Below are 19,269 nucleotides of genomic sequence, written 5' to 3'. Positions count from 1 at the left end.
AAATTCATAAAGGAGAAACATATAATGAGTATAGAATCAGAACTCTCTTCTCAAATATACCGGCTTGGGGAATGATCCGCTGGTATGAGGAAAAGGGGGAGGTCCTTTAAAATATATAATCTCACTAGGAGCCGTTATATGGGATATATCCTGCACCCCTAATGTTGAGTTAAGTTTCACCCAAGCGATTCGAAATGGGGTTCGTATGAAAGGAGTGCGCATGGACCAAAACATAAAATTAATGTTCTTGGATGAACATGCCATTGAAGGTGCAGCACGGTTCGGAGTTAGCCCCAAGGAGCTGACTTTTATTGGAGGATTTCAAAATTTTGTATATTCCTACAATCGCAATCATATGAAATATATCCTCCGTTTCACACCGAGCACTCATCGCACAGATGAAGGACTTGCAGCTGAAATAGAATGGATTCGTTATCTATCAGAGAATGGTCTGGCAGTTTCAGACTCGGTATCTTCGATTAAAGGAAAGGACTTTGAACGAATCCAAGGAAATCATATTGATTTCTACGTGACCTCATTCAGATATGCGCCTGGTCGTAAAATTGGATACCCCGAATGCCTAGATAATCCAGTACTTTACGAGCAATGCGGACGCCTGACTGGCCGTCTCCATGAACTGTCGAAGCGTTACAAACAAAAGGCAAATAGACACACATGGGAATGCAATGAATACCTATTACGGGCCAAACATTATATACCTGCAGAGCATCTACCAATTCTTCATGCACTTGATGAACTTAAAAGACATTTGTCCAGTCTCCGTGTTACTACTGATAATTTCGGTTTGATACACGGAGATATCAATGTAGGAAATTTCATGGTTGATGAATCAGGGGAAATAACGCTCTTTGACTTCGATGAATGCCAGTACAGTTGGTATGTCGAAGACATTGCCATCCAGCTTTATTATTTGCTCTACGTATTCGGGGAAGATTCGAAGGCAGAGCGTAAGCTGCAGTACGAACTTTTCATGAAACATTTCGAGCGGGGCTATACAGAGGATGGCCGTCAAATGCCTGACGGCTGGAAGGATCAGCTGGAGCTCTTCCTGAGACTGCGTGAAATTATCGTGGTTGTCGGTATACACCGGAGTTGGGATCTAAGTCAAGCAGATGGTTGGACCCGTGATTTTTTAAGTGATAGTAGGATGCGGATTCTAAAAGGAATTTCGTTGATCGACGAATTCCAGTAATTTATAAAAGCGAGGAAAAGACGGAACAAGTATGGTTAGATATTTGATAAACACTTCATAACTGAAAGGGGTGTGGAATATTGGACATCATTTTTATTCGTCATGGGCAAGGCTTACATAATATAGACATCCCTGACAGACTGAATACAGTGAATCCCCGCTTGACCGAAAAAGGCCGTGAGCAGGTAGCTAAACTGAGGTCAGAATTCTCATTTCATCAAGAGGATGTGTTTATCTCCAGCCCAACATTAAGAACAATTGAGACCACCAATATAGTTACATGTGGATTGAACTCGGCGAAGAAATACGTGACCCCACTCGTTGGACCACGAATGTTTCCAATACCCACAAACCCCGAAGCCTTAATGTTGAAATGTGATATCCACTATCCACTTGGTATGATCATAACCGACCATTCAGACTATATTGTATTGGAAAAGGATCATCCGGAGTTATGGAAAACGGGAATTAATACGTTGTCTGAATCCGCATTCGCACCACTTGGATTGAGATTGATAAGGTGGATTAAAGCGCTGCGTGTAAAGAGGGTCTTTATCATAACTCATGATGGAACGGTAACGAACTACCGATGCTTGTTAGGTAAAGATGGATTGACAAGGTCTGATTTCTTAGGAGAAGCTGGCTGGTACAAGGTGAAAATATAGCCACACTTTGGATATTGGATAATTCTGGGCTGTGATTGATGTTATAATCAAAGTGGACGCTTTATTTCGACACGAGGGAGGAGATGGCGGCTGAATAAACGCACATGGTATGTCTTTCTGGCAATTTGCGTTTTGATTCTAATCAGCGCGATGATATATTCGGCGTTTCAAAACAGAACATCGTTTAAGGAGATGGTCCTCGATCAGTTGAATGAACCTGGGACTATTAGCCATATGAGCGTCGGGAAAAATCGGTTCCGTCCGAACGAGCAAGTGATAGAAATTACAGATCCCGCAGAGATCGAGCGCATCATGAACACCTTTTCCGAAGTCAAACTGCGTAAAACCAGCAGAGTGGATCACGGTGACGATGAATATGAAGTTTGGTTCCAGGGCCGTAACGGCCCGACCTTCGCCGTATACTTCTTTAGTTCAGACCACGTGCGAATCTATAACGGTTCGAGCAATCATAAAAGGTACAACAGGGAGTATAAAATCGTGAACGACTTCGATTTTGGGGTTATCGAAAATCTATTTAAATGAACGAATGAGGAGGAAGGTCATGGGAAGTTTGACGTTTCTCTTCATTATTTTTGGAACCCCAGGCTGATGTGAGGGTCATTTAATATACTCGTCCGTATCATTTTTGAATCGTCTTCTGCTGCTTGAAAAAATACTGGACTACTCGTTCCAGTTTGTTTATACTCATGTAGAAAAGGAGGGGGTATCAATGGGACGGACCAAAGAATTTGACCGGGAGCAAGTACTGCGCAAGGCCATGATCGTATTTTGGGAAAAAGGATATGAAGCTACAAGCATACCGGATTTACTGGAATCCATGGAGTTGAGCAGATCCAGTATGTACGAAACGTTTCAGGATAAACAGACGCTGTATTACGAGGCCATCCAATATTATAAAAAAATGTCGCAAAAAAAACGCGATCAGATGATACATGCAACTTCTGCGATCGCGGGGATCCGCCAGTATTTCGAGCTGCATATCATGAACGCTTTTGCCACGCACGGCGAAGCTCTCCCCAATGGATGTCTGATTACGAATGCTTCTGTTGGTTTGGATACGGTGGATGAGCCCTTGCAGAATATGATTCGCCAAAGGTTTACGGAATTGGAGCAGCTGTTTTATGAGACGTTAAAGAAAGGGCAAGAAACGGGAGAGATAGCCCCGGAGAAAGATATTAAAATGTTCTCGTACCTGCTGCTGAATCTCAACCATAGCATCAACGTAATGGCCAGGGTCCAGAGCGATATTAATAAAGTCCACGGTATGATGAATGCGGTCTTCGAGATGCTGTAAATCTATTTTTTTTCATCAAACTGGAATGATCATTCCTGTATTGTAATGCAATAGTTCATAAAAAAAGGAGTGCTTAACATGAATGAAAACGCAAAGGAAAGGTTGGAGAAATCCGTTTCTACATGGATCACATTGATTCTTGCTGTTGCCTGTGGGTTGATCGTTGCAAATCTTTATTATACACAACCTTTAATTGAATCGATCAGCTCGGCAATAGGGTTATCTTCGGAAGCCGCAGGTTTGATCGTCACGCTGACTCAAATCGGCTACGGAATCGGCTTGTTATTTATCGTCCCTTTGGGAGACTTGCTCGAAAACCGCAAACTGGTGGTTACGCTGTTGATTCTGACGTCCATTGTATTAATCATCGCCGCTGAGGCACAGAACGCGGCGCTGTTTCTTGCCGCCTCCTTGTTTATAGGCGTGGGGGCCGTCGCGGCCCAGATCCTGATTCCCTATGCGGCGCATCTTTCTCCTGAGGAGACGCGCGGACGTAATGTAGGCAACGTAATGAGCGGTCTGTTTTTGGGAATCATGTTGGCCCGTCCGGTTTCGAGTATGGTGGATAAATATTTCGGCTGGCATGCCATCTTTATTATTTCCTCTGCCATGCTCTTGGTACTGGCTCTTGTCTTGGCAAAAGTCCTTCCGGCAAGGCAGCCGCAAACTAAGGACAAATATCCGGTAATCATCTCATCCATGCTGCATTTGCTCAAGACAACGCCGATTCTGCGGCGCCGCGCACTGTATCACGCGTTTTTGTTCGGCATGTTTAGTCTGTTCTGGACAACGGTTCCGCTCGTTTTAACGAGTCCGGTGTTTCATTTTTCATCAACAGGCGTAGCGCTGTTCGCTTTGGCAGGGGTTTCCGGCGCGGCGGTAGCGCCTATAGCTGGCCGCTTTGCAGATAAAGGTCTGATACGTTCGGCAACCGGATTGTCCATCGTGCTGGTGATACTGTCGGGGCTTTTGCCGATTATGTTTCCTGGAGGTTCTATATTCTCTATCGTTATCCTGGTCATTGCTGCCATCCTTCTAGACATGGGCGTTTCAGCCAATATGGTGTTGGGACAGCGAGCGATCTTCTCTTTGGGAGATGAGGTGCGCAGCCGGCTGAACGGCATGTATATGGCGATCTTTTTTGCGGGTGGAGCCATAGGCTCTGCAGTCGGAGGTTGGGCTTACGCCATGGGCGGCTGGAAAGCGGCGATGTGGGTTGGCGTTCTTTTTCCGATCTTGGCATTACTGTACTTTTTTACTGAAAAAAAAGGGGCACACGGCGATATAAGCTGAATGACTGTTGATTCTTACAGGAATGTGACATCGATAGGTATGGACAACAGATCTTGGATATCATGCAACGAAAAAAGCGTTTGAGCAAACTTGTCGGAAACTGAATGTTACGTATCTCGATATGTATTTGATTCATTTTGCTGGACCTCATTACGAGAAAGCGTGGGCGGCGATGGAGGATTTGTACATGGAAGGGAGAATTAATGTCATCGGCGTAGCAAATTTCGAAATTAAGCATTTGAAGCATCTCATTAAGCAATCTCGGATATCACCGATGATCAACCAAATCGAAACGCATCCGGAGTTTCAACAACACGATTTGCATGACTATATGGTTCGTGATCGGATACTGCATGAAGCTTGGGGCCCACTAGGTCAAGGAAACAAGGCTTTGCTGGAGCATCCGGTTCTCGTTGAGATTGCCCGTAATCAACAAAAGTCAGTTGCACAAGTCATATTTCGCTGGCATATAAATCGGGGGGTTATTATTATCCCCAAATCGTTAAATTTGCAAAGGATAAAGGAAAACAGCAAAATTTTTGACTTTGATCTGAGCGAGGAAGAAATGGACCGAATCTGGCAGCTAGATACGGGTACACGATATTCCGTTAACCCGACTGGCTACATGATACATCCGATTTACATACAGTTGATGAAGCTATTTGTAAAATAACGCGGTAACACCACAATAACTCCCGAAACGGTTGAACAGGAGGATTGAATGCTTTTATGGTAAACTTCTAATTAAGAAGTCTAGGCAAGTAAGGAGTGGAGTGGTTGTTTGCTGAGCAGCGGCATCAAATTATTATTCAGAAACTGAATCAGGACAAATCGATCCGAGCGTCAGAGCTCATCGAGCATTTCGGGGTTTCGTTTGAAACGATCAGACGTGACCTCGAATATTTAGAAAGTGAAGGTTACCTGCGGCGGGTGCACGGTGGGGCGATTCTGAAGGAGCCCGACTATAGCCGGGAAATCCCGCTGCCGATCCGCGAATCTATATATATGGAAGAGAAGACGGAGCTTTCTCAAATCGCGGTTCGTTATGTGACCGAAGGGATGTCCATCGCGCTTGACCCAAGTACGACGAACACCCAGATTGCTAAGGCGTTGAAGGCCAAGTTCGATCGATTAACCGTTATTACGAATTCGCTTCCGATCGTGAACGAACTCGTTTCGATGCCAGGTTATACGGTGATTATGACCGGGGGCGTCATTCGTCATGAAGAGCAAAGCATCATAGGCGATCTGGCGGAAGAGTTTACTTCCCGCTTTCATGCGGATTTGTTCTTTATGAGTATGAGCGGGGTTACGTTGGAAGCAGGAATTACCGATAACGCAATCGGCGAAGTCCAAGTGAAAAAAATAATGCACGCGAACGCGAAGCGCTGCATCGCCCTCGCAGACAGCAGCAAGTTCGGACAAAATTCATTTATCAAAGTATGCGGAGCAACCGAGGTCGAACGATTTGTGACGGATTCCAAAATCGACCGGGATATCGTTGATACATTTAGCAAAAGCGGCATCGAAATCGTCTACAATTAATAGAATCCATATGAACGATTTTTGGTTTTTTACGAACCAGGGATCGTTTATTTTATGTTTATACTCGGTTTTTTGGTTATAAGAGGTTGTGTTTGTGTGTGTTTATGTGTTTATGTGTTAATGGGACAGGTATGATCGGTCAACAGATTTCGTAAGAAAATAGATTGTGAATCATAAATAATTGTATGTGATTGATTGTATATATGTGGTATTATCTGTATTAATCAAGGGTCAAGAAAATAAACGATTGCTTCTCAAAGGGAGGAGAAACCAATGAAAATCCACTTTCTTGGAACGGCTGCAGCGGAAGGATTTCCAAACCCGTTCTGCCGCTGTGACGCCTGCTGCAACGCGAGGTCGCTCGCAGGAAAAAACATTCGAACGAGAAGCTCTGTATTGATTGATGGCGTTATCAAGGTTGACTATTCCGCAGATTCGCATATGCAGGCGCTCCGTGATCGGATCGACTTGGGCGCGGTTGAGCATCTATTATTCACGCATACGCATTACGATCATTTTCAGCCATCGGATCTATACAACCGTATTGAAGGATTTGCGCACGGTATCGATCACCCCTTACATATTTACGGCAACGATACGGCCATTAACCAGACTATAGCCGCACTTGGGCCGGACGCTGGAGGCAGGTTCGCGTTCCACTTATTGCGCCCGTTCGAGACGATTTCACTCAGCGACACACAAGTCACCCCTTTGCTTGCGAATCATGACCCAATGGAAACTTGTTTGCTGTTTTACATAGAAAAAGGGGGCAAAACGCTGTTTTATGGCAATGACACCGGATGGCTGCATGAGGATACTTGGAAATGGCTTCAGGGCAAAGTGATCGATATGGCGATAATCGATTGCACGCATAGCTTTACGAACAATGATCGAAATCCAAACCATATGGGGATTGAAACTGTGCTTGAGGTTCAGCGCGTGTGGCGGGAAGAAGGTACGCTTGGGAGTAACGGTCTTGTATATGTAACTCATTTTACACATAACTCCGGATTTCTGCATGATGATTTTGAACGCGCTTTCGAACCCGCGGGCATTAAGGTGGCTTACGATGGTCTGATCGTCGACCTATGACGAGTGACAGCAGCAACGCAATTGAACAGCGCCAGATTAGGATTGTCGGCATCGTAACCGCGCTAACCCTCTTCGGCGATTCCATGCTGTACATTGTCCTCCCAGTGTATTGGAAGGAAGCGGGACTGGACGCGCTTTGGCAGGTAGGCGTGCTGTTGTCAGTAAATCGACTAGTAAGGCTGCCCCTGAATCCTGTAATTGGCTGGCTGTATCATCGGATGTCGCTTCGAACCGGTCTGTTCATCTCCGTTTTGTTAGCGGCGCTTACCACAGTAGGATACGGCATCTTCAAAGGATTCGTTCTTTGGATAGCTTTGCGAGCGGTGTGGGGGATTGCATGGTCCTTGATGCGAATGGGCGGGTATTTGACCGTCATTCGCTACTCCGATGATACGAATCGAGGGCGCTTAATGGGAACGTATAACGGGTTGTGGCGCCTTGGCAGCTTGGTAGGCGTACTGTTTGGAGGGTTGCTTGTGCCCTTCTTCGGGTTACGGTCTGTCTCGATATGGTTTGGCATGACGGCATTGGTCGGACTTCCGTTGATCGCGGCATCCATCAGTCAGGGGAAAGCATCCGGATCACACCAAATGGAATTACCTCGCGGTGACAGAAGTAAGGTGTGGTCGCTTCAGGTGAAGAAAATCGTGATAAGCGGATTAATTATATCATTACTGCACGCCGTATTCGGCGCGACACTTACGTATCTTATCGATACGAGTTATCCAACGGGGATACCATGGTTCGGATTGATCATTGGCAGTACGGCGTTAGGCGGCGTATTGACAGCGCTGCGCTGTGCTTGGGAGCCGTTCTTGGCTCGATGGTTCGGACAGCGTACGGATGGACCGGGAGGAAGGCTGCCTTTATTTATGCTTTCGTTGGCGGGTGCGGCAGCCGGTTACGTATTACTTCCGTGGCAGCTGCCGATCGGTATTTGGATTGTTATTGTCATTTTCGTCATGATTACAAGCACTGCGCTGGGTACGATCATGGACGCTATGGCTTCTGACGCTGCGAAGAGCACATCCGTTATTACAGTCATGACCGCTTATTCCGTATCTACCGATTTAGGGGCGGCGATCGGTCCGACATTGATTTATTGGGTGGTCGGTTTGCAGTATGGCGTGACATCGATGTATTTGGCGTGCGCTGCTGTATTCATTTTGATCGGGTTATGGTATTGGAAAGAATATGCGACAAAGGGGCGGGTATACCTTGGTGAAAAAGCTAAAGTTTCGTGAGGATGGAACGTTTGTCATCGTACAGTTTTCTGATGTAGAGTTTATTGACGCTGAGGACCTGGATCCGGAGACGCCGCTTCTCGACTCGATGACGAAGGCGACGATGGAGAGAATCATCGCGATTGAGCAGCCGGATCTTGTTGTGTTTGCAGGCGACTTAACGGCAAGTGCTAGAAGCAAAGATCCACTTCAATCGTTTCGAAGCGCGGTCGCTGTCGCTGAAGAAAACCGCGTAGCATGGGCGGCTGTGTTTGGCAATCATGACTCGGAAGGGAGCTTGCCTCGAAAGAGAATGCATGAGGAGCAGCTCCTGCATGAATATTGCGTAGCCCAACCGGATCCTCCGGGGGTTAGCGGAGCGGGAAACTACGTGCTGACGATTAACGATCGGGCGGAGAAGCCAGCGGTCTCGTTGTTTTTCCTCGATAGCGGCGATTACTCACCGATTGAAGCGGTGGGCGGATACGACTGGATACGCCGAGATCAAATCGAATGGTATGTATCCGAATCACGGCAATTGGCCGAGCGAAATGGCGGGGCGCCTTTGCCCGCACTGGCTTTTTTCCATATTCCGCTGCCCGAATACGATGAGGTATGGAAGACGAAAGTGTGTGAGGGCCATTGCAGCGAATGGATCAGCTCGCCGAAGGTAAATTCAGGCTTGTTTGCCGCCATGGTAGAGATGGGCGATGTGATGGGCACGTTCGTCGGACATGACCACTCAAACGATTATTGCGGGACACTGCACGGCATACGTCTTTGCTACGGGAGGTCTACTCGTTACGTTAGTTATGTAGATGGTGTGCGTAAGGATAAGTTTCCGACGGGAGCAAGAGTCATTCGATTAAAGGCGGGCGAACGACAGTTCGAGACATGGATCCGCCAGGGCGACGGACTAGTCGCGAAATTACCGATACATAAGCCGGTCGCTCGGTAAGTGAATTTATTTGAATAAGATGCTAATCTTGCACACTACTTACTTCAGAATGTACAGGCATCGATTTAACATGACAATCTTGAAGTGAACAAAATTTTGCACAGGCCATTCAGCCTGTGCTTTTTTTGTCCGGCAGTCATGCTTAATGAATGGAGATTTACCAGTATGGAAAAAGAAACGTTATGACTTCGAAAGTCGCATTGTATGCGTCTTTTTTTGTTTTAAGATGAACTGACTGAGAACAATAGACAAATAAAAAGGAAACTAACGGAGGTCAAGTAGGGGATTAACTTAAAACACTTGAGTTCATTTTTGCACAAAAGGGTCTCCATGAATTGAACTGTCTTTCATCAATTGCCTGCGGGTATAATCAAATTGCAAAAGGCACTACACTAACGGCAAAGGAGTTGATGCCGTATTCTGGACGAAAGAAGTACCCGGATTTTGACGCTGCTTTATGAGGCGGCCGATTATGTATCGCTGGAAGAACTGATGCAGAAGGTCGGTATCTCCAGACGAACCGTTTATTATGATATGGAAAAAATAAACGATTACTTGAAAGCGATTCATCTTCCTCCGGTCAAATATGTCAGGACAGTTGGCTATTATTTGCCCGATGAGAGCAGGGCCGGTCTTCCGCAGTCAACCGGGAAGCCTCATGCACAGCCGTATTATTTGTCCCCACGGGAAAGAATGGCGTGGATGTCGCTCTATCTGTTGTCGGCGGAGGGTCCGCTCTTTGTTCATCATTTGACGGATCTTTTGCAAGTTAGCCGAGGAACTGTGCTCAAGGATTTAAATATGGTCCGGTCGGACATAAAGGCCTCAAAACTCAAGGTAACCTACGATCGCAAGCAGGGCTATGACGTAAATGGGGAGGAACGTGACAAGCGGAAGGCCCTGAGCTATTATTTCGGTCAGGTTTTCGGCGATGCAGGCTGGGAGCAGGTATTTAACCGGAAACCGGAATCGGAGGGACCGGATCTTGCCCGAAACTTATTTCCCCCTATGAATTCGGAACACCTGAAGCGGGTGTATCGCCTTATCTCGGATAGCGAAGTAACGCTGGGCGTAGATTTGACGGACGAGATGTTATTTCATTTGACGGCACGCTTCCTGTTGTATGTACGACGTATTCAGGAAGAGCAGTTTATCTCAATAGACGAAGATGAACGAAACGTGCTGCGGCGGATGCCAGAGTATGAAGTTGCCGCTGGGGTTGCTGAAGGTCTCGGCCAAATGTTCGGTGTCTCTATCCCGGATGAAGAAATCTGCTACTTTACGATGCATCTGCTGGGAGCGAGAGTCAATCGGATGGAACAGATGACCGGATCCGAAGAAGTGCTCAAGCAGCTTCGGCAAGTGACCAAACAGATGACAGATGATTTTCAGCGTTACGCCTGCGTATTCCTACCGAACCGGGAAGCGATGGAGGAGAATCTGCTTGTCCATTTGAAGCCGGCTTATTACCGGATCATATACGGACTCGGGCTTGAAAATCCGCTGCTCGAAAATATCCTGTCCAAGTACAGGGAAGTATTCGAGCTGACCCGTCGCTCCGCGACACCGTTCGAACAACTGGTTGGACGTCCACTTGACGACAACGAAATCGGATACCTTGCCATGCATTTCGGCGGCTGGCTGCGTAGAGAGAACACGAAGCCGGCTGTACGTAGACAGGCCGCCATCGTCTGCGTCAACGGCATTTCCGCTTCGCGAATGTTGAAATCGCAGCTGGAGAACCTCTTCTCGGCAGTGGATATTACAGCGGTACTCTCGCTGCGGAATTACGAGTCGTTTGATGAAGAGAATGTTGATTTTATTTTCTCAACGGTACCGCTGCCGGATAGTAAAGTGCCCGTTCTCCTAGTGAATCCGATTCTCAGCGATAAGGATAAGGAACACCTGCTGAACCAAGTCAACATGGTTGCCGGCCGTAAATCAAAGACCCCGGCGTACTCGGTTCAAGCGCTGCTGGACATCGTCCATAAATATGCCGCGGTTAGGGATGAAGCAGGACTTACGGAGGAGCTTAACCACTACTTGTCTGTTGGGAAAACATGGCTGAGTGAAGCACGCAAGCCATCATTATCGGATCTGCTCACTGGACAGATGATCCAAATCAAAAGAGAAGCGGCCGACTGGCGGAGCGCCATACGCGAAGCCTCCGAACCCCTGCTGAAGGATGGGCGCATCGATGAAGCCTATATCGATGCGATGATTTCCAAAGTGGAGGCGCTAGGCCCTTATATCGTCGTTGCACCAGGCATCGCGATTGCGCATGGCAAGCCGCAGGATGGTGTCCGGCGGCTGGGAATCAGTCTGCTGCGACTGGAGCAACCCGTGGCCTTTTCAGAAGAAGCAAGGCATCAAGTTCAGATCATTCTGGTACTGGCGGCGATTGACGGTGAATCCCACCTCAAAGCGCTGTCGGAGCTGACCATCCTGCTTAGGGAGAAGGAAAACCTGATCCGTCTGAAAGAGGCCAAGACGAAAGAAGAGATACTGCAGCAATTAAACACCGGTCTTTAGCATCGATTAGAATATCGGACTTGGGAGAGATGAGAATGAAATTTTTGGAACCGTCACTAATTGCGCTGGATGTGGAGGCCGAGACGGCTGAAGAAGCGATCCGCTTAGCAGGAGATCTGCTGGTAAAAACGGGTGCGGCGGAAGAACGTTATGCCGACGCCATGGTGAAATCTTACCATGAAAGAGGTCCGTACTTTGTTCTTGCACCTCATATCGCACTTCCGCATGCTCGTGCAGAGGATGGGGTGAATGAAGCGTCCGTCTCGCTGATTAAATTGAAGAAGCCGGTCGTATTCGGCCATGCGGCCAACGACCCGGTACAGCTTGTATTTGCGCTCGGCGGCTCTTCAAGTTCGGAGCATATCGCCATGCTGCGAAAGTTGACCACCTTGCTAAGCAGCCCGGGCAGTATTGAACAATTCATGAATGCAACTGATGTAGAGACAATCCAACAACTTATTAGGGGGAACGAACAATGAAAATTTTATGCGTATGCGGTCTTGGACAAGGAACGAGTCTGATTTTGAGAATGAATGTGGAGAACGTGCTGAGCGGTATGGGAGTAAATGCCGACGTGGAGCATACGGACGTTTCCACGGCATCCGGAACCGCTGCCGACTATATCATTACAAGCAATGAACTGGCACAAAGCCTTCAAGGTCATGCGGCCAAAATTGTTATCGTCAACAACTATTTTGACAATAACGAAATCAAACAGAAGCTGGAAGAAGTGCTGTAAACCATTAGAAAGGGAGAGGGCATATGGACGTACTTTTTTGGATTGCCACCAACATTTTTGGAACGCCCGCCATTCTGCTCGGATTTATCGTTCTGGTCGGCCTTCTGCTTCAGAAGAAATCAACGAGCCAGCTTGTAAGCGGCACCTTTAAAGCGATCATCGGCTTCCTCGTCATCGGCGCAGGCTCTGATGTCATTGTAAAAGCCTTGAATGTATTCGAGCCAATGTGGAAGGAAGTCTTCGGATTGGAGAGCGGATCCCTTGGTACCTTCATGGGTCAGGAGGCATTCAACTCCAAATTCGGAAGCGCCGTTACGCTTGCTATGCTTATCGGTTTTCTGATCAACGTTCTGCTTGCACGCTTCACCCGGTTTAAATTTATTTACCTGACCGGGCACATGATGTTCTGGACGTCGACTGTTTTCGCTGGCGTGATCGTTCATGCGGCCAGCGGCATCTCCATCTGGAAGCTGGTACTGATGCTCGCTGTCGTCCTTGGTGTGTACTGGACATTCCAGCCGGCGCTGGTTCAGCCGTTCCTGCGTAAAATTACGGGCAACGATAACATTGCGCTTGGTCACACATCGGCTTCGGTTGCTTTGCTTGCTGCCTTGTCCGGTAAATTGTTCGGCAACAAAAACAACGATTCCGAGAAAATCAAAGTACCCAAAGGCTTTGAGTTCCTCCGCGATTCCAACGTCATCACTGCGCTCAGCATGGGAGTTTTGTTCCTGATCGGGGCCATTATTCTATCAACGAAAGGCACACCGGCGGCTGCGGAACTGATGAAACAATCGGGTGACCAGAACTTTATTATTTACTCTATAATCCAATCGTTCACATTCGCAGGCGGAATCGCCATCGTTCTGATGGGGGTCCGGATGTTCGTCGGCGAGTTGGTTCCGGCCTTCAACGGGATCGCGACCAAACTCGTACCAGGCGCCAAACCGGCACTCGATGCGCCAGTTGTGTACCCTTACGCGCCGAATGCGGTGGTTCTTGGATTCCTGGGAGCTTTCGCGGGAGCGATTATCTGGCTGCTTGTACTTGGCAACACCGTTGCTTACATTTTCGTGCCAACGATGATCGTCTTATTTTTCCACGGTGCTACGGCTGGGGTGTTCGGGAACTCGACAGGCGGTGTTCGCGGGGCCGTTATCGGCGGCTTCATCACTTCCACCGTTGTAGCTTGGGGACAGTTTCTGATGGTTCGCTTCTTCATCGCCTCGACGGTGCCGGATACAGCCATGTGGGCAGCTGATTCCGATATGTTCATCATTGGACCGATTCTGCACTTCCTGGCGAAACTGTTCTTTTAACCATCCGATAACAAAGACGGCTGAGTCCCCTCGACTCAGCCGTCTAAAAGATAACAGAGTGGAGGAGAAACGATATGGGCTTTATCCGTACTTTACATGGAGATATCAGCAAAGAGGAGCTGGGCTTTACGTATTCCCACGAACATATCGTATGCCGCCCGGCCTACTGGCAAGAACGGGGAGAGGACGATTTGCTGCTGGACGATAAGGAGAAGTCCAAGCGCGACGTTCTTGATTTCAAACAACACGGCGGACGCTCGATCGTGGACGCTACAGCCATCGATTATGGGCGGGATGTTCAGGCGGTACAGGAAATCGCAATCGAAACCGGCATTCATGTTGTAGGAACGGCGGGATTCAACAAGAGCTTTTTATGGGATGCCAAAATCAAAGAGGAGCTTAAACCGCTGATCGGTCATTATGAAACCTACGCCCAGTGGATTGAAGCAAAAAGCATCAACGAGCTGGCGGATTTCGTCATCCGGGAGGTGGAAGAAGGGCTGGAAGGCACACCTTTCAAAGCAGGCCAGGTTAAATTCGGGACAGGCTATAACCGCATTACGCCTCTTGAGGAGAAGACGCTGCGCGCTGTAGCGCGCGCTCATCATGAGACGAAGGCCCCCATCCACTCCCATACCGAAGTTGGCACCATGGCGTTGGAGCAAATCGAGCTCTTGAAGAGCGAAGGTGTGGATCTGTCCTTTTTGAGCCTGGGACATATGGACCGCAATCCCGACCCCTACTACCATGAGCAGATCGCCTCAACGGGAGCTTACATGAGCTTTGACGGTATCGGCAAAATCAAGTATGCACCGGAAAGCACCCGAATCTCGCTTATTCTGGAGCTTGTCCGCAAAGGCTTCGAAAATCAGATTCTCATCAGCGGTGATACCGCCCGGAAAACCTACTACAAGCATTACGACCAGGGTCTCGGTCTGGAGTACATTATTTCCAAATGGGTCCCGCGCTTTGTAGACGAGGCGAACCGAAACGGTTTTGATGGACTAAAACTGGTGGAGAAATTTTTCGTAAGCAACCCGGCCAACTGCTTTTCATTTAAAAAGTAAGGGGGCGCTCGCTATGAAATTCGAATTCGAAAATTCGGTTGAGGTGAAGGATAAAATTCGCCATTTCCGCGCTGCCATACTTCCTATTGGTGCCGTTGAGGCGCATGGTCCCCATCTGCCGCTGGGTACCGATAACCTGCTCGCGACCAGACTCGCGGACAGATTAGCAGAGCGGACGGAAAGCTTCGTTTTGCCGACCCTCCCCTATGGACAGGTGTGGAGTCTGCGCAATTTCCCGGGGAGTATCAACGTCTCAAACGAAGCGCTCATCCGACTGCTTGCAGATATCGGCGAAAGTTTGTACCAGCAAGGATTCGGCATTTTCGTCATGGTCAACGGCCATCTCGGCAATGCGGTTGCGTTGAAGGAAGCTGCGAGAATGTTATACGAACGGGTGCCCGAACTTAAGGTGTTCTATTTCTTTTATCCTGGCACGAAGGAAGTAACGGCTTCGGTACGGGAAGCTTCGGCTGCACATGCGAGCTATATGCATGCCGATGAAATCGAAACATCCTACATGCTCTATCTTGCGGGCGAATATGTGGACATGAGCAAAGCGATCGATGGCGCCCCGCATATCCCGATCGAAGCGGATTGCACGCCAACACCGTGGGAGGAAATGACTTCCTCTGCCGTACTCGGGGATGCAACGCTGGCAACGAGGGAGAAGGGGGAGAAGATTATCGAGCGCAGCCTGGAAGTAATGGCCGAGATGGTGCTCCGGGCTAAAAGAGCATTGTCAACGGATCATCAACCGGAAGAGAACAGATAGCATTGTAAATACAAGAACAACGAGGTGAAAGAGACGATGATGAACACCTATTTTGATGTGATTGGCGGGTTGTTGGACAAAGTCCGTACCGAGCAGGCCAAGTCGATCCGTGAAGCGGCAGAGAAAGTGGCTGCCTGTATTCAGCAAGGTGGTATTATACACTTATTCGGCTGTGGACATTCGCATATATTGACCGAAGAAGTCTTTTACCGAGCAGGCGGACTCGTACCGATTCGCCCGATCCTGGTCGAGAAGCTGATGCTTCACGAAGGCGCGGTCCGTTCGTCAGAGCTGGAAAGACAAAACGACCTTGCTGTCGAATTTATGAAGGAGCAGGATATCCGCGAGGGCGAGGTTGTCTTCGTACTGTCCACTTCGGGCCGAAATCCCGTTCCCGTGGATGTCGCTTTGATGGCGAAGGAGAAGGGGGCCTTTACTGTAGGCATTACCTCACTGGAATATTCCAAAAGCATGCCGTCCCGGCACAGCAGCGGCAAGCATCTGGCCGATGCCGTGGATCTGGTGATCGATAATTTCTCGGTAAAGGGAGATGCCGTATTAAGCCATCCGGGCCTCCAGGTGCCTTTCACGCCGAGCTCGACGGTCGTCGGGGCCCTCATATTGAACTCCCTGTTCGCCGAATCTATTGAGATTATGATTGAACAAGGTTTCAAGCCCCCTGTATTTCTCAGCGGAAATATCGATGGTTCCGATGAACACAACAACGCGTTGGTTGAGGCTTATAAAGGACGGATCGCTTTATTGGCCTGATCAGGATGTACCGAGCAGTAAAGAAAATATACGAGGTCTGACATAGAGGAGGAAAGACATGTTTGCACAAACCGTAACCATACAGAATGAGCAGGGCTTTCATGTCCGTCCAGCTCAGCTTTTCTCGGAAAAAGCAGGACAGTTTGGAGCAGAGGTTCATCTGAAGACTAGCGAAGGACGCTCCGCGGATTGCAAAAGCATGCTGGAGCTGATGACGCTCGGCGTTGAGCAAGGAGCTGTTGTGACCATCGAAGCTAACGGAGATGGAGAACAAGAGGTAGTCGAAGCGCTGATACAGCTAGTTGAAAGCAAGTTTGGTGAAGCCTGATGAAGAGGCTGCATATTCAAGGAATCGGCGTATCGGAGGGAATCCGGATCGCTAAGGCATTCATTTACAAGCCTTCGCAGGGGACCAGCAGTGACAGCAGCCTTGAAGAGAAGCTTATTCCGGATACCCCGGCCGCAATCGATGCAGAGCTTATTAAGCTCCGTGAAGCCAAAGTCGGCTGCGCGGAACAATTGGAGAAGCTAACGGAGAGAGCGAAGGAAGCCGTGGGCGAAGAGCAAGCCGGCATTCTTGCGGGACAGCGGAAGCTTCTGGACGATCCTGCCTTCTATCCGAAGATGGAGGCAAGAGTCCGAGAGAAGCTGGAGCCAGCGCCAAGTGCCGTTGCCGAAATTGTGAGCCAGGTCGCTTCCATGTTGGAAGGCATGAACAATGATTATATGAAGGAGCGGGCCGCGGACATTCGCGATATCGGTAATCGTCTTCTCGCCTGCTTGTTGCCAGGACAATCGCGTGACTTTACGGGAATCACCGAACCGGTTATCTTGGTCGCTGATGATTTGGCGCCGTCGGATACGGTACAGCTGGACCCTGCCTTGGTTATCGGCTTTATTACCCGTACTGGAGGAGCGACCTCACATACCGCTATTCTCGCACGGTCGCTCGGAATTGCCGCTATCGTCGGCGCTGGTGACGGCGTCGACGGCATCAAGGACGGCGATACGCTCGTCCTTGACGGCTCAGCCGGGCTGTGCATTGCCCGGCCGCATGAGGCAGAAGCGGAGCAGTATCGGCTCCGCATGCTGCAGGACCTCGAGCGCAGACAGTCGCTCGAGGTGTACGCGGCGCGTCCGGCAGTGACCGCCGACGGCGTACGCGTGGAGCTCGCGGCGAACATCGGCAGCGCCGCGGAAGCCGAGACCGCCGTCCGGCAGGGCGCGGATGGCGTAGGGCTGTTCCGCACGGAGTTCCTGTTCATGAACGCCCCGGCCATGCCGGGCGAGGAGGAGCAGTTCCGTGCGTATCAGGAAGCGGCCCGGATGATGGAGGGCCGCCCCGTGATCATCCGCACGATGGACATCGGCGGAGATAAGGAGCTTCCGTATCTGCAGCTGCCGAAGGAAACAAACCCGTTCCTGGGCTACCGTGCGATACGGGTAGGCCTTGTCCGCCAAGAGCTGCTTCGCACGCAGCTGAGGGCGGTGCTGCGGGCCAGTGCCTTCGGTACGGTAAAGGTGATGTTCCCCATGATCTCCGGTCTGCAGGAATGGAGGCAGGCAAGAGCCATCCTGACGGAAGTGCAGGTGGAATTGAGGCAAGACGGGATCCAGTTTGACGAGAAGATGGAAGTTGGCATCATGGTTGAGATTCCCTCAACGGCCGTGTTGGCGGAACGATTCGCGAGCGAGGTCGATTTCTTCAGCATCGGTACGAACGACCTCGTGCAGTATACGGTCGCAGCGGACCGCATGAATGAACACGTCGCGCACCTGTACGATTATTTCCATCCAGCTGTGCTTCAGTTAATCCGCACGGTCATTGAGGCTTCCCATACGGCCGGTAAATGGACCGGCATGTGCGGCAGTATGGCGGGTGATCCGCTGGCGGCACCGCTGTTACTCGGACTAGGTCTTGACGAATGGAGCATGGAGGCCGGTGGTCTCAGCCGGATGAAGGAAAGGCTCGCTAGCCTGGATCGTCAGGAATGTCGCGAGCTGGCAAAGCGCATTCTTGGCCTTGATACGCCCCAAGCGGTTCGTCAGGCGATGGAGGAATTTCATCACGCCCAAAAGGCAGTGGTATAGCTTCCGTATCCACATGGCGTGGACTATTAGCAGGTGTTGAGGGTGTTCCAAAAAAGTGGCATGCCCGTATGAGAGATCGCCAGTTTGGGTCAAATAGATGCTACAAATAAAGAAATGGCGGTACAGGGGGTTACTCCGGTACCGCCATTTCTTTGTTTTCGAATATCTAATGATTTGAGCGTAGTTACACTCGCTTGATAGTATTGAGCGGGAGTTAACCTAGAATGTAGCTCAACTGCATGCTTACCCTTTACGACGCCATGCATTGGCAATTAGGCCCACGATGAAGCCCCAAACAGCATTTACCGCAAAGACACTTACCATTGCCAGTGGATTAGTTAAAGGACCTTGCAGTTTTCCATCGATAAGGGGAGAGGCAATCCCGCTTATAATGATAGCAAATAAGGCATAACTCAAACCCGCAAAAACAAGAATGACAACGGGATAAGCCGTTCTTTTGAATAGAACGATCATGAGCCAGGCCAAGGAGATAAGGACCGTCATCAGCATGCTGCCGAATGCTTGACCGATCAGATCCATGATCCCGGTCATCTTCATGATGGGTCTGATAAGCGCTAAAGCGCCCAGTCCAAGAATTAAAAGCAGATTTTCTTTCACAATATCTATTGTTCTCATATCTAATCCGTTCCTCTCTATGTTGTGGATGATGAAGT

20 protein-coding genes are annotated in these 19,269 nt (G+C 49.1%); 19 read left to right on the top strand and 1 reads right to left on the bottom strand.

The window, feature by feature from the left end; genetic code table 11:
* The first annotated feature begins 220 nt into the window (after window positions 1–220).
* The 19 genes from MHH48_RS19690 to ptsP all read left to right on the top strand — a co-directional run bounded on the left by MHH48_RS19690 (window position 221) and on the right by ptsP (window position 18,595).
* The gene (locus MHH48_RS19690; RefSeq protein ID WP_076321622.1) at window positions 221–1,213 is read left to right on the top strand and encodes a phosphotransferase; all 993 of its coding nucleotides are present in this window, start codon (window positions 221–223) and stop codon (window positions 1,211–1,213) included.
* A gap of 80 nt (window positions 1,214–1,293) precedes the next feature.
* Complete coding sequence (locus MHH48_RS19685) at window positions 1,294–1,878, top strand: histidine phosphatase family protein (protein WP_076321621.1); 585 nt, start codon at window positions 1,294–1,296, stop codon at window positions 1,876–1,878.
* A gap of 234 nt (window positions 1,879–2,112) precedes the next feature.
* Window positions 2,113–2,421: a hypothetical protein gene (locus MHH48_RS19680; protein ID WP_256720450.1), complete on the top strand. Its 309-nt coding sequence runs from the start codon at window positions 2,113–2,115 to the stop codon at window positions 2,419–2,421.
* A 187-nt stretch (window positions 2,422–2,608) separates the two neighbouring features.
* Window positions 2,609–3,193 carry a helix-turn-helix domain-containing protein gene (locus MHH48_RS19675; protein ID WP_076321619.1) on the top strand — a complete coding sequence of 195 codons (585 nt, stop codon included), beginning with the start codon at window positions 2,609–2,611 and terminating at the stop codon, window positions 3,191–3,193.
* A 78-nt stretch (window positions 3,194–3,271) separates the two neighbouring features.
* Window positions 3,272–4,486 (top strand): MFS transporter, encoded by a 1,215-nt coding sequence (locus MHH48_RS19670; protein WP_076321618.1) that lies wholly within the window; start codon window positions 3,272–3,274, stop codon window positions 4,484–4,486.
* A gap of 121 nt (window positions 4,487–4,607) precedes the next feature.
* Window positions 4,608–5,159 (top strand): aldo/keto reductase, encoded by a 552-nt coding sequence (locus MHH48_RS19665; RefSeq protein ID WP_076321617.1) that lies wholly within the window; start codon window positions 4,608–4,610, stop codon window positions 5,157–5,159.
* Window positions 5,160–5,254: 95 nt separating this feature from the next.
* Window positions 5,255–6,031 (top strand): DeoR/GlpR family DNA-binding transcription regulator, encoded by a 777-nt coding sequence (locus tag MHH48_RS19660; protein ID WP_306024094.1) that lies wholly within the window; start codon window positions 5,255–5,257, stop codon window positions 6,029–6,031.
* A gap of 273 nt (window positions 6,032–6,304) precedes the next feature.
* Window positions 6,305–7,123: an MBL fold metallo-hydrolase gene (locus MHH48_RS19655; protein WP_076321615.1), complete on the top strand. Its 819-nt coding sequence runs from the start codon at window positions 6,305–6,307 to the stop codon at window positions 7,121–7,123.
* Window positions 7,120–8,367: an MFS transporter gene (locus MHH48_RS19650; RefSeq protein WP_076321614.1), complete on the top strand. Its 1,248-nt coding sequence runs from the start codon at window positions 7,120–7,122 to the stop codon at window positions 8,365–8,367. The genes MHH48_RS19655 and MHH48_RS19650 overlap by 4 nt, the downstream gene beginning before the upstream one ends.
* Window positions 8,345–9,304, top strand: coding sequence for a metallophosphoesterase family protein (locus MHH48_RS19645; RefSeq protein ID WP_306024091.1), 960 nt, complete (start codon window positions 8,345–8,347; stop codon window positions 9,302–9,304). The genes MHH48_RS19650 and MHH48_RS19645 overlap by 23 nt, the downstream gene beginning before the upstream one ends.
* Before the next feature lie 444 nt (window positions 9,305–9,748).
* Entirely contained in the window at window positions 9,749–11,836 is a 2,088-nt protein-coding gene (locus MHH48_RS19640) for a BglG family transcription antiterminator (RefSeq protein ID WP_076321612.1), read from the top strand.
* Between the two features lie 35 nt (window positions 11,837–11,871).
* Window positions 11,872–12,315 carry a PTS sugar transporter subunit IIA gene (locus tag MHH48_RS19635; protein ID WP_076321611.1) on the top strand — a complete coding sequence of 148 codons (444 nt, stop codon included), beginning with the start codon at window positions 11,872–11,874 and terminating at the stop codon, window positions 12,313–12,315.
* Window positions 12,312–12,575 (top strand): PTS sugar transporter subunit IIB, encoded by a 264-nt coding sequence (locus tag MHH48_RS19630; RefSeq protein ID WP_076321610.1) that lies wholly within the window; start codon window positions 12,312–12,314, stop codon window positions 12,573–12,575. The genes MHH48_RS19635 and MHH48_RS19630 overlap by 4 nt, the downstream gene beginning before the upstream one ends.
* Window positions 12,576–12,598: 23 nt before the next feature.
* The gene (locus MHH48_RS19625; RefSeq protein WP_076321609.1) at window positions 12,599–13,894 is read left to right on the top strand and encodes a PTS ascorbate transporter subunit IIC; all 1,296 of its coding nucleotides are present in this window, start codon (window positions 12,599–12,601) and stop codon (window positions 13,892–13,894) included.
* A 74-nt stretch (window positions 13,895–13,968) separates the two neighbouring features.
* Complete coding sequence (locus MHH48_RS19620; protein ID WP_076321608.1) at window positions 13,969–14,961, top strand: phosphotriesterase; 993 nt, start codon at window positions 13,969–13,971, stop codon at window positions 14,959–14,961.
* 13 nt (window positions 14,962–14,974) lie between these two features.
* Entirely contained in the window at window positions 14,975–15,733 is a 759-nt protein-coding gene (locus tag MHH48_RS19615; protein WP_076321607.1) for a creatininase family protein, read from the top strand.
* 36 nt (window positions 15,734–15,769) lie between these two features.
* Window positions 15,770–16,504, top strand: coding sequence for an SIS domain-containing protein (locus MHH48_RS19610; protein WP_076321606.1), 735 nt, complete (start codon window positions 15,770–15,772; stop codon window positions 16,502–16,504).
* A gap of 58 nt (window positions 16,505–16,562) precedes the next feature.
* Window positions 16,563–16,832 (top strand): HPr family phosphocarrier protein, encoded by a 270-nt coding sequence (locus MHH48_RS19605; RefSeq protein WP_076321605.1) that lies wholly within the window; start codon window positions 16,563–16,565, stop codon window positions 16,830–16,832.
* Complete coding sequence (gene ptsP / locus MHH48_RS19600; protein WP_076321604.1) at window positions 16,832–18,595, top strand: phosphoenolpyruvate--protein phosphotransferase; 1,764 nt, start codon at window positions 16,832–16,834, stop codon at window positions 18,593–18,595. The genes MHH48_RS19605 and ptsP overlap by 1 nt, the downstream gene beginning before the upstream one ends.
* Before the next feature lie 243 nt (window positions 18,596–18,838).
* Here ptsP and MHH48_RS19595 read toward each other — a convergent pair whose 3' ends face one another.
* On the bottom strand, window positions 18,839–19,231 hold the full coding sequence (locus MHH48_RS19595; RefSeq protein ID WP_076321603.1) for a hypothetical protein: 393 nt from the start codon (window positions 19,229–19,231) through the stop codon (window positions 18,839–18,841).
* Window positions 19,232–19,269 lie beyond the last annotated feature (38 nt).

Source organism: Paenibacillus sp. FSL F4-0100 (assembly GCF_037993005.1).
GTDB lineage: Bacteria > Bacillota > Bacilli > Paenibacillales > Paenibacillaceae > Paenibacillus_AQ.
The sequence above is the reverse complement of the archived record's forward strand: the minus strand, read 5'-3'. Positions and strand labels throughout refer to the sequence as shown.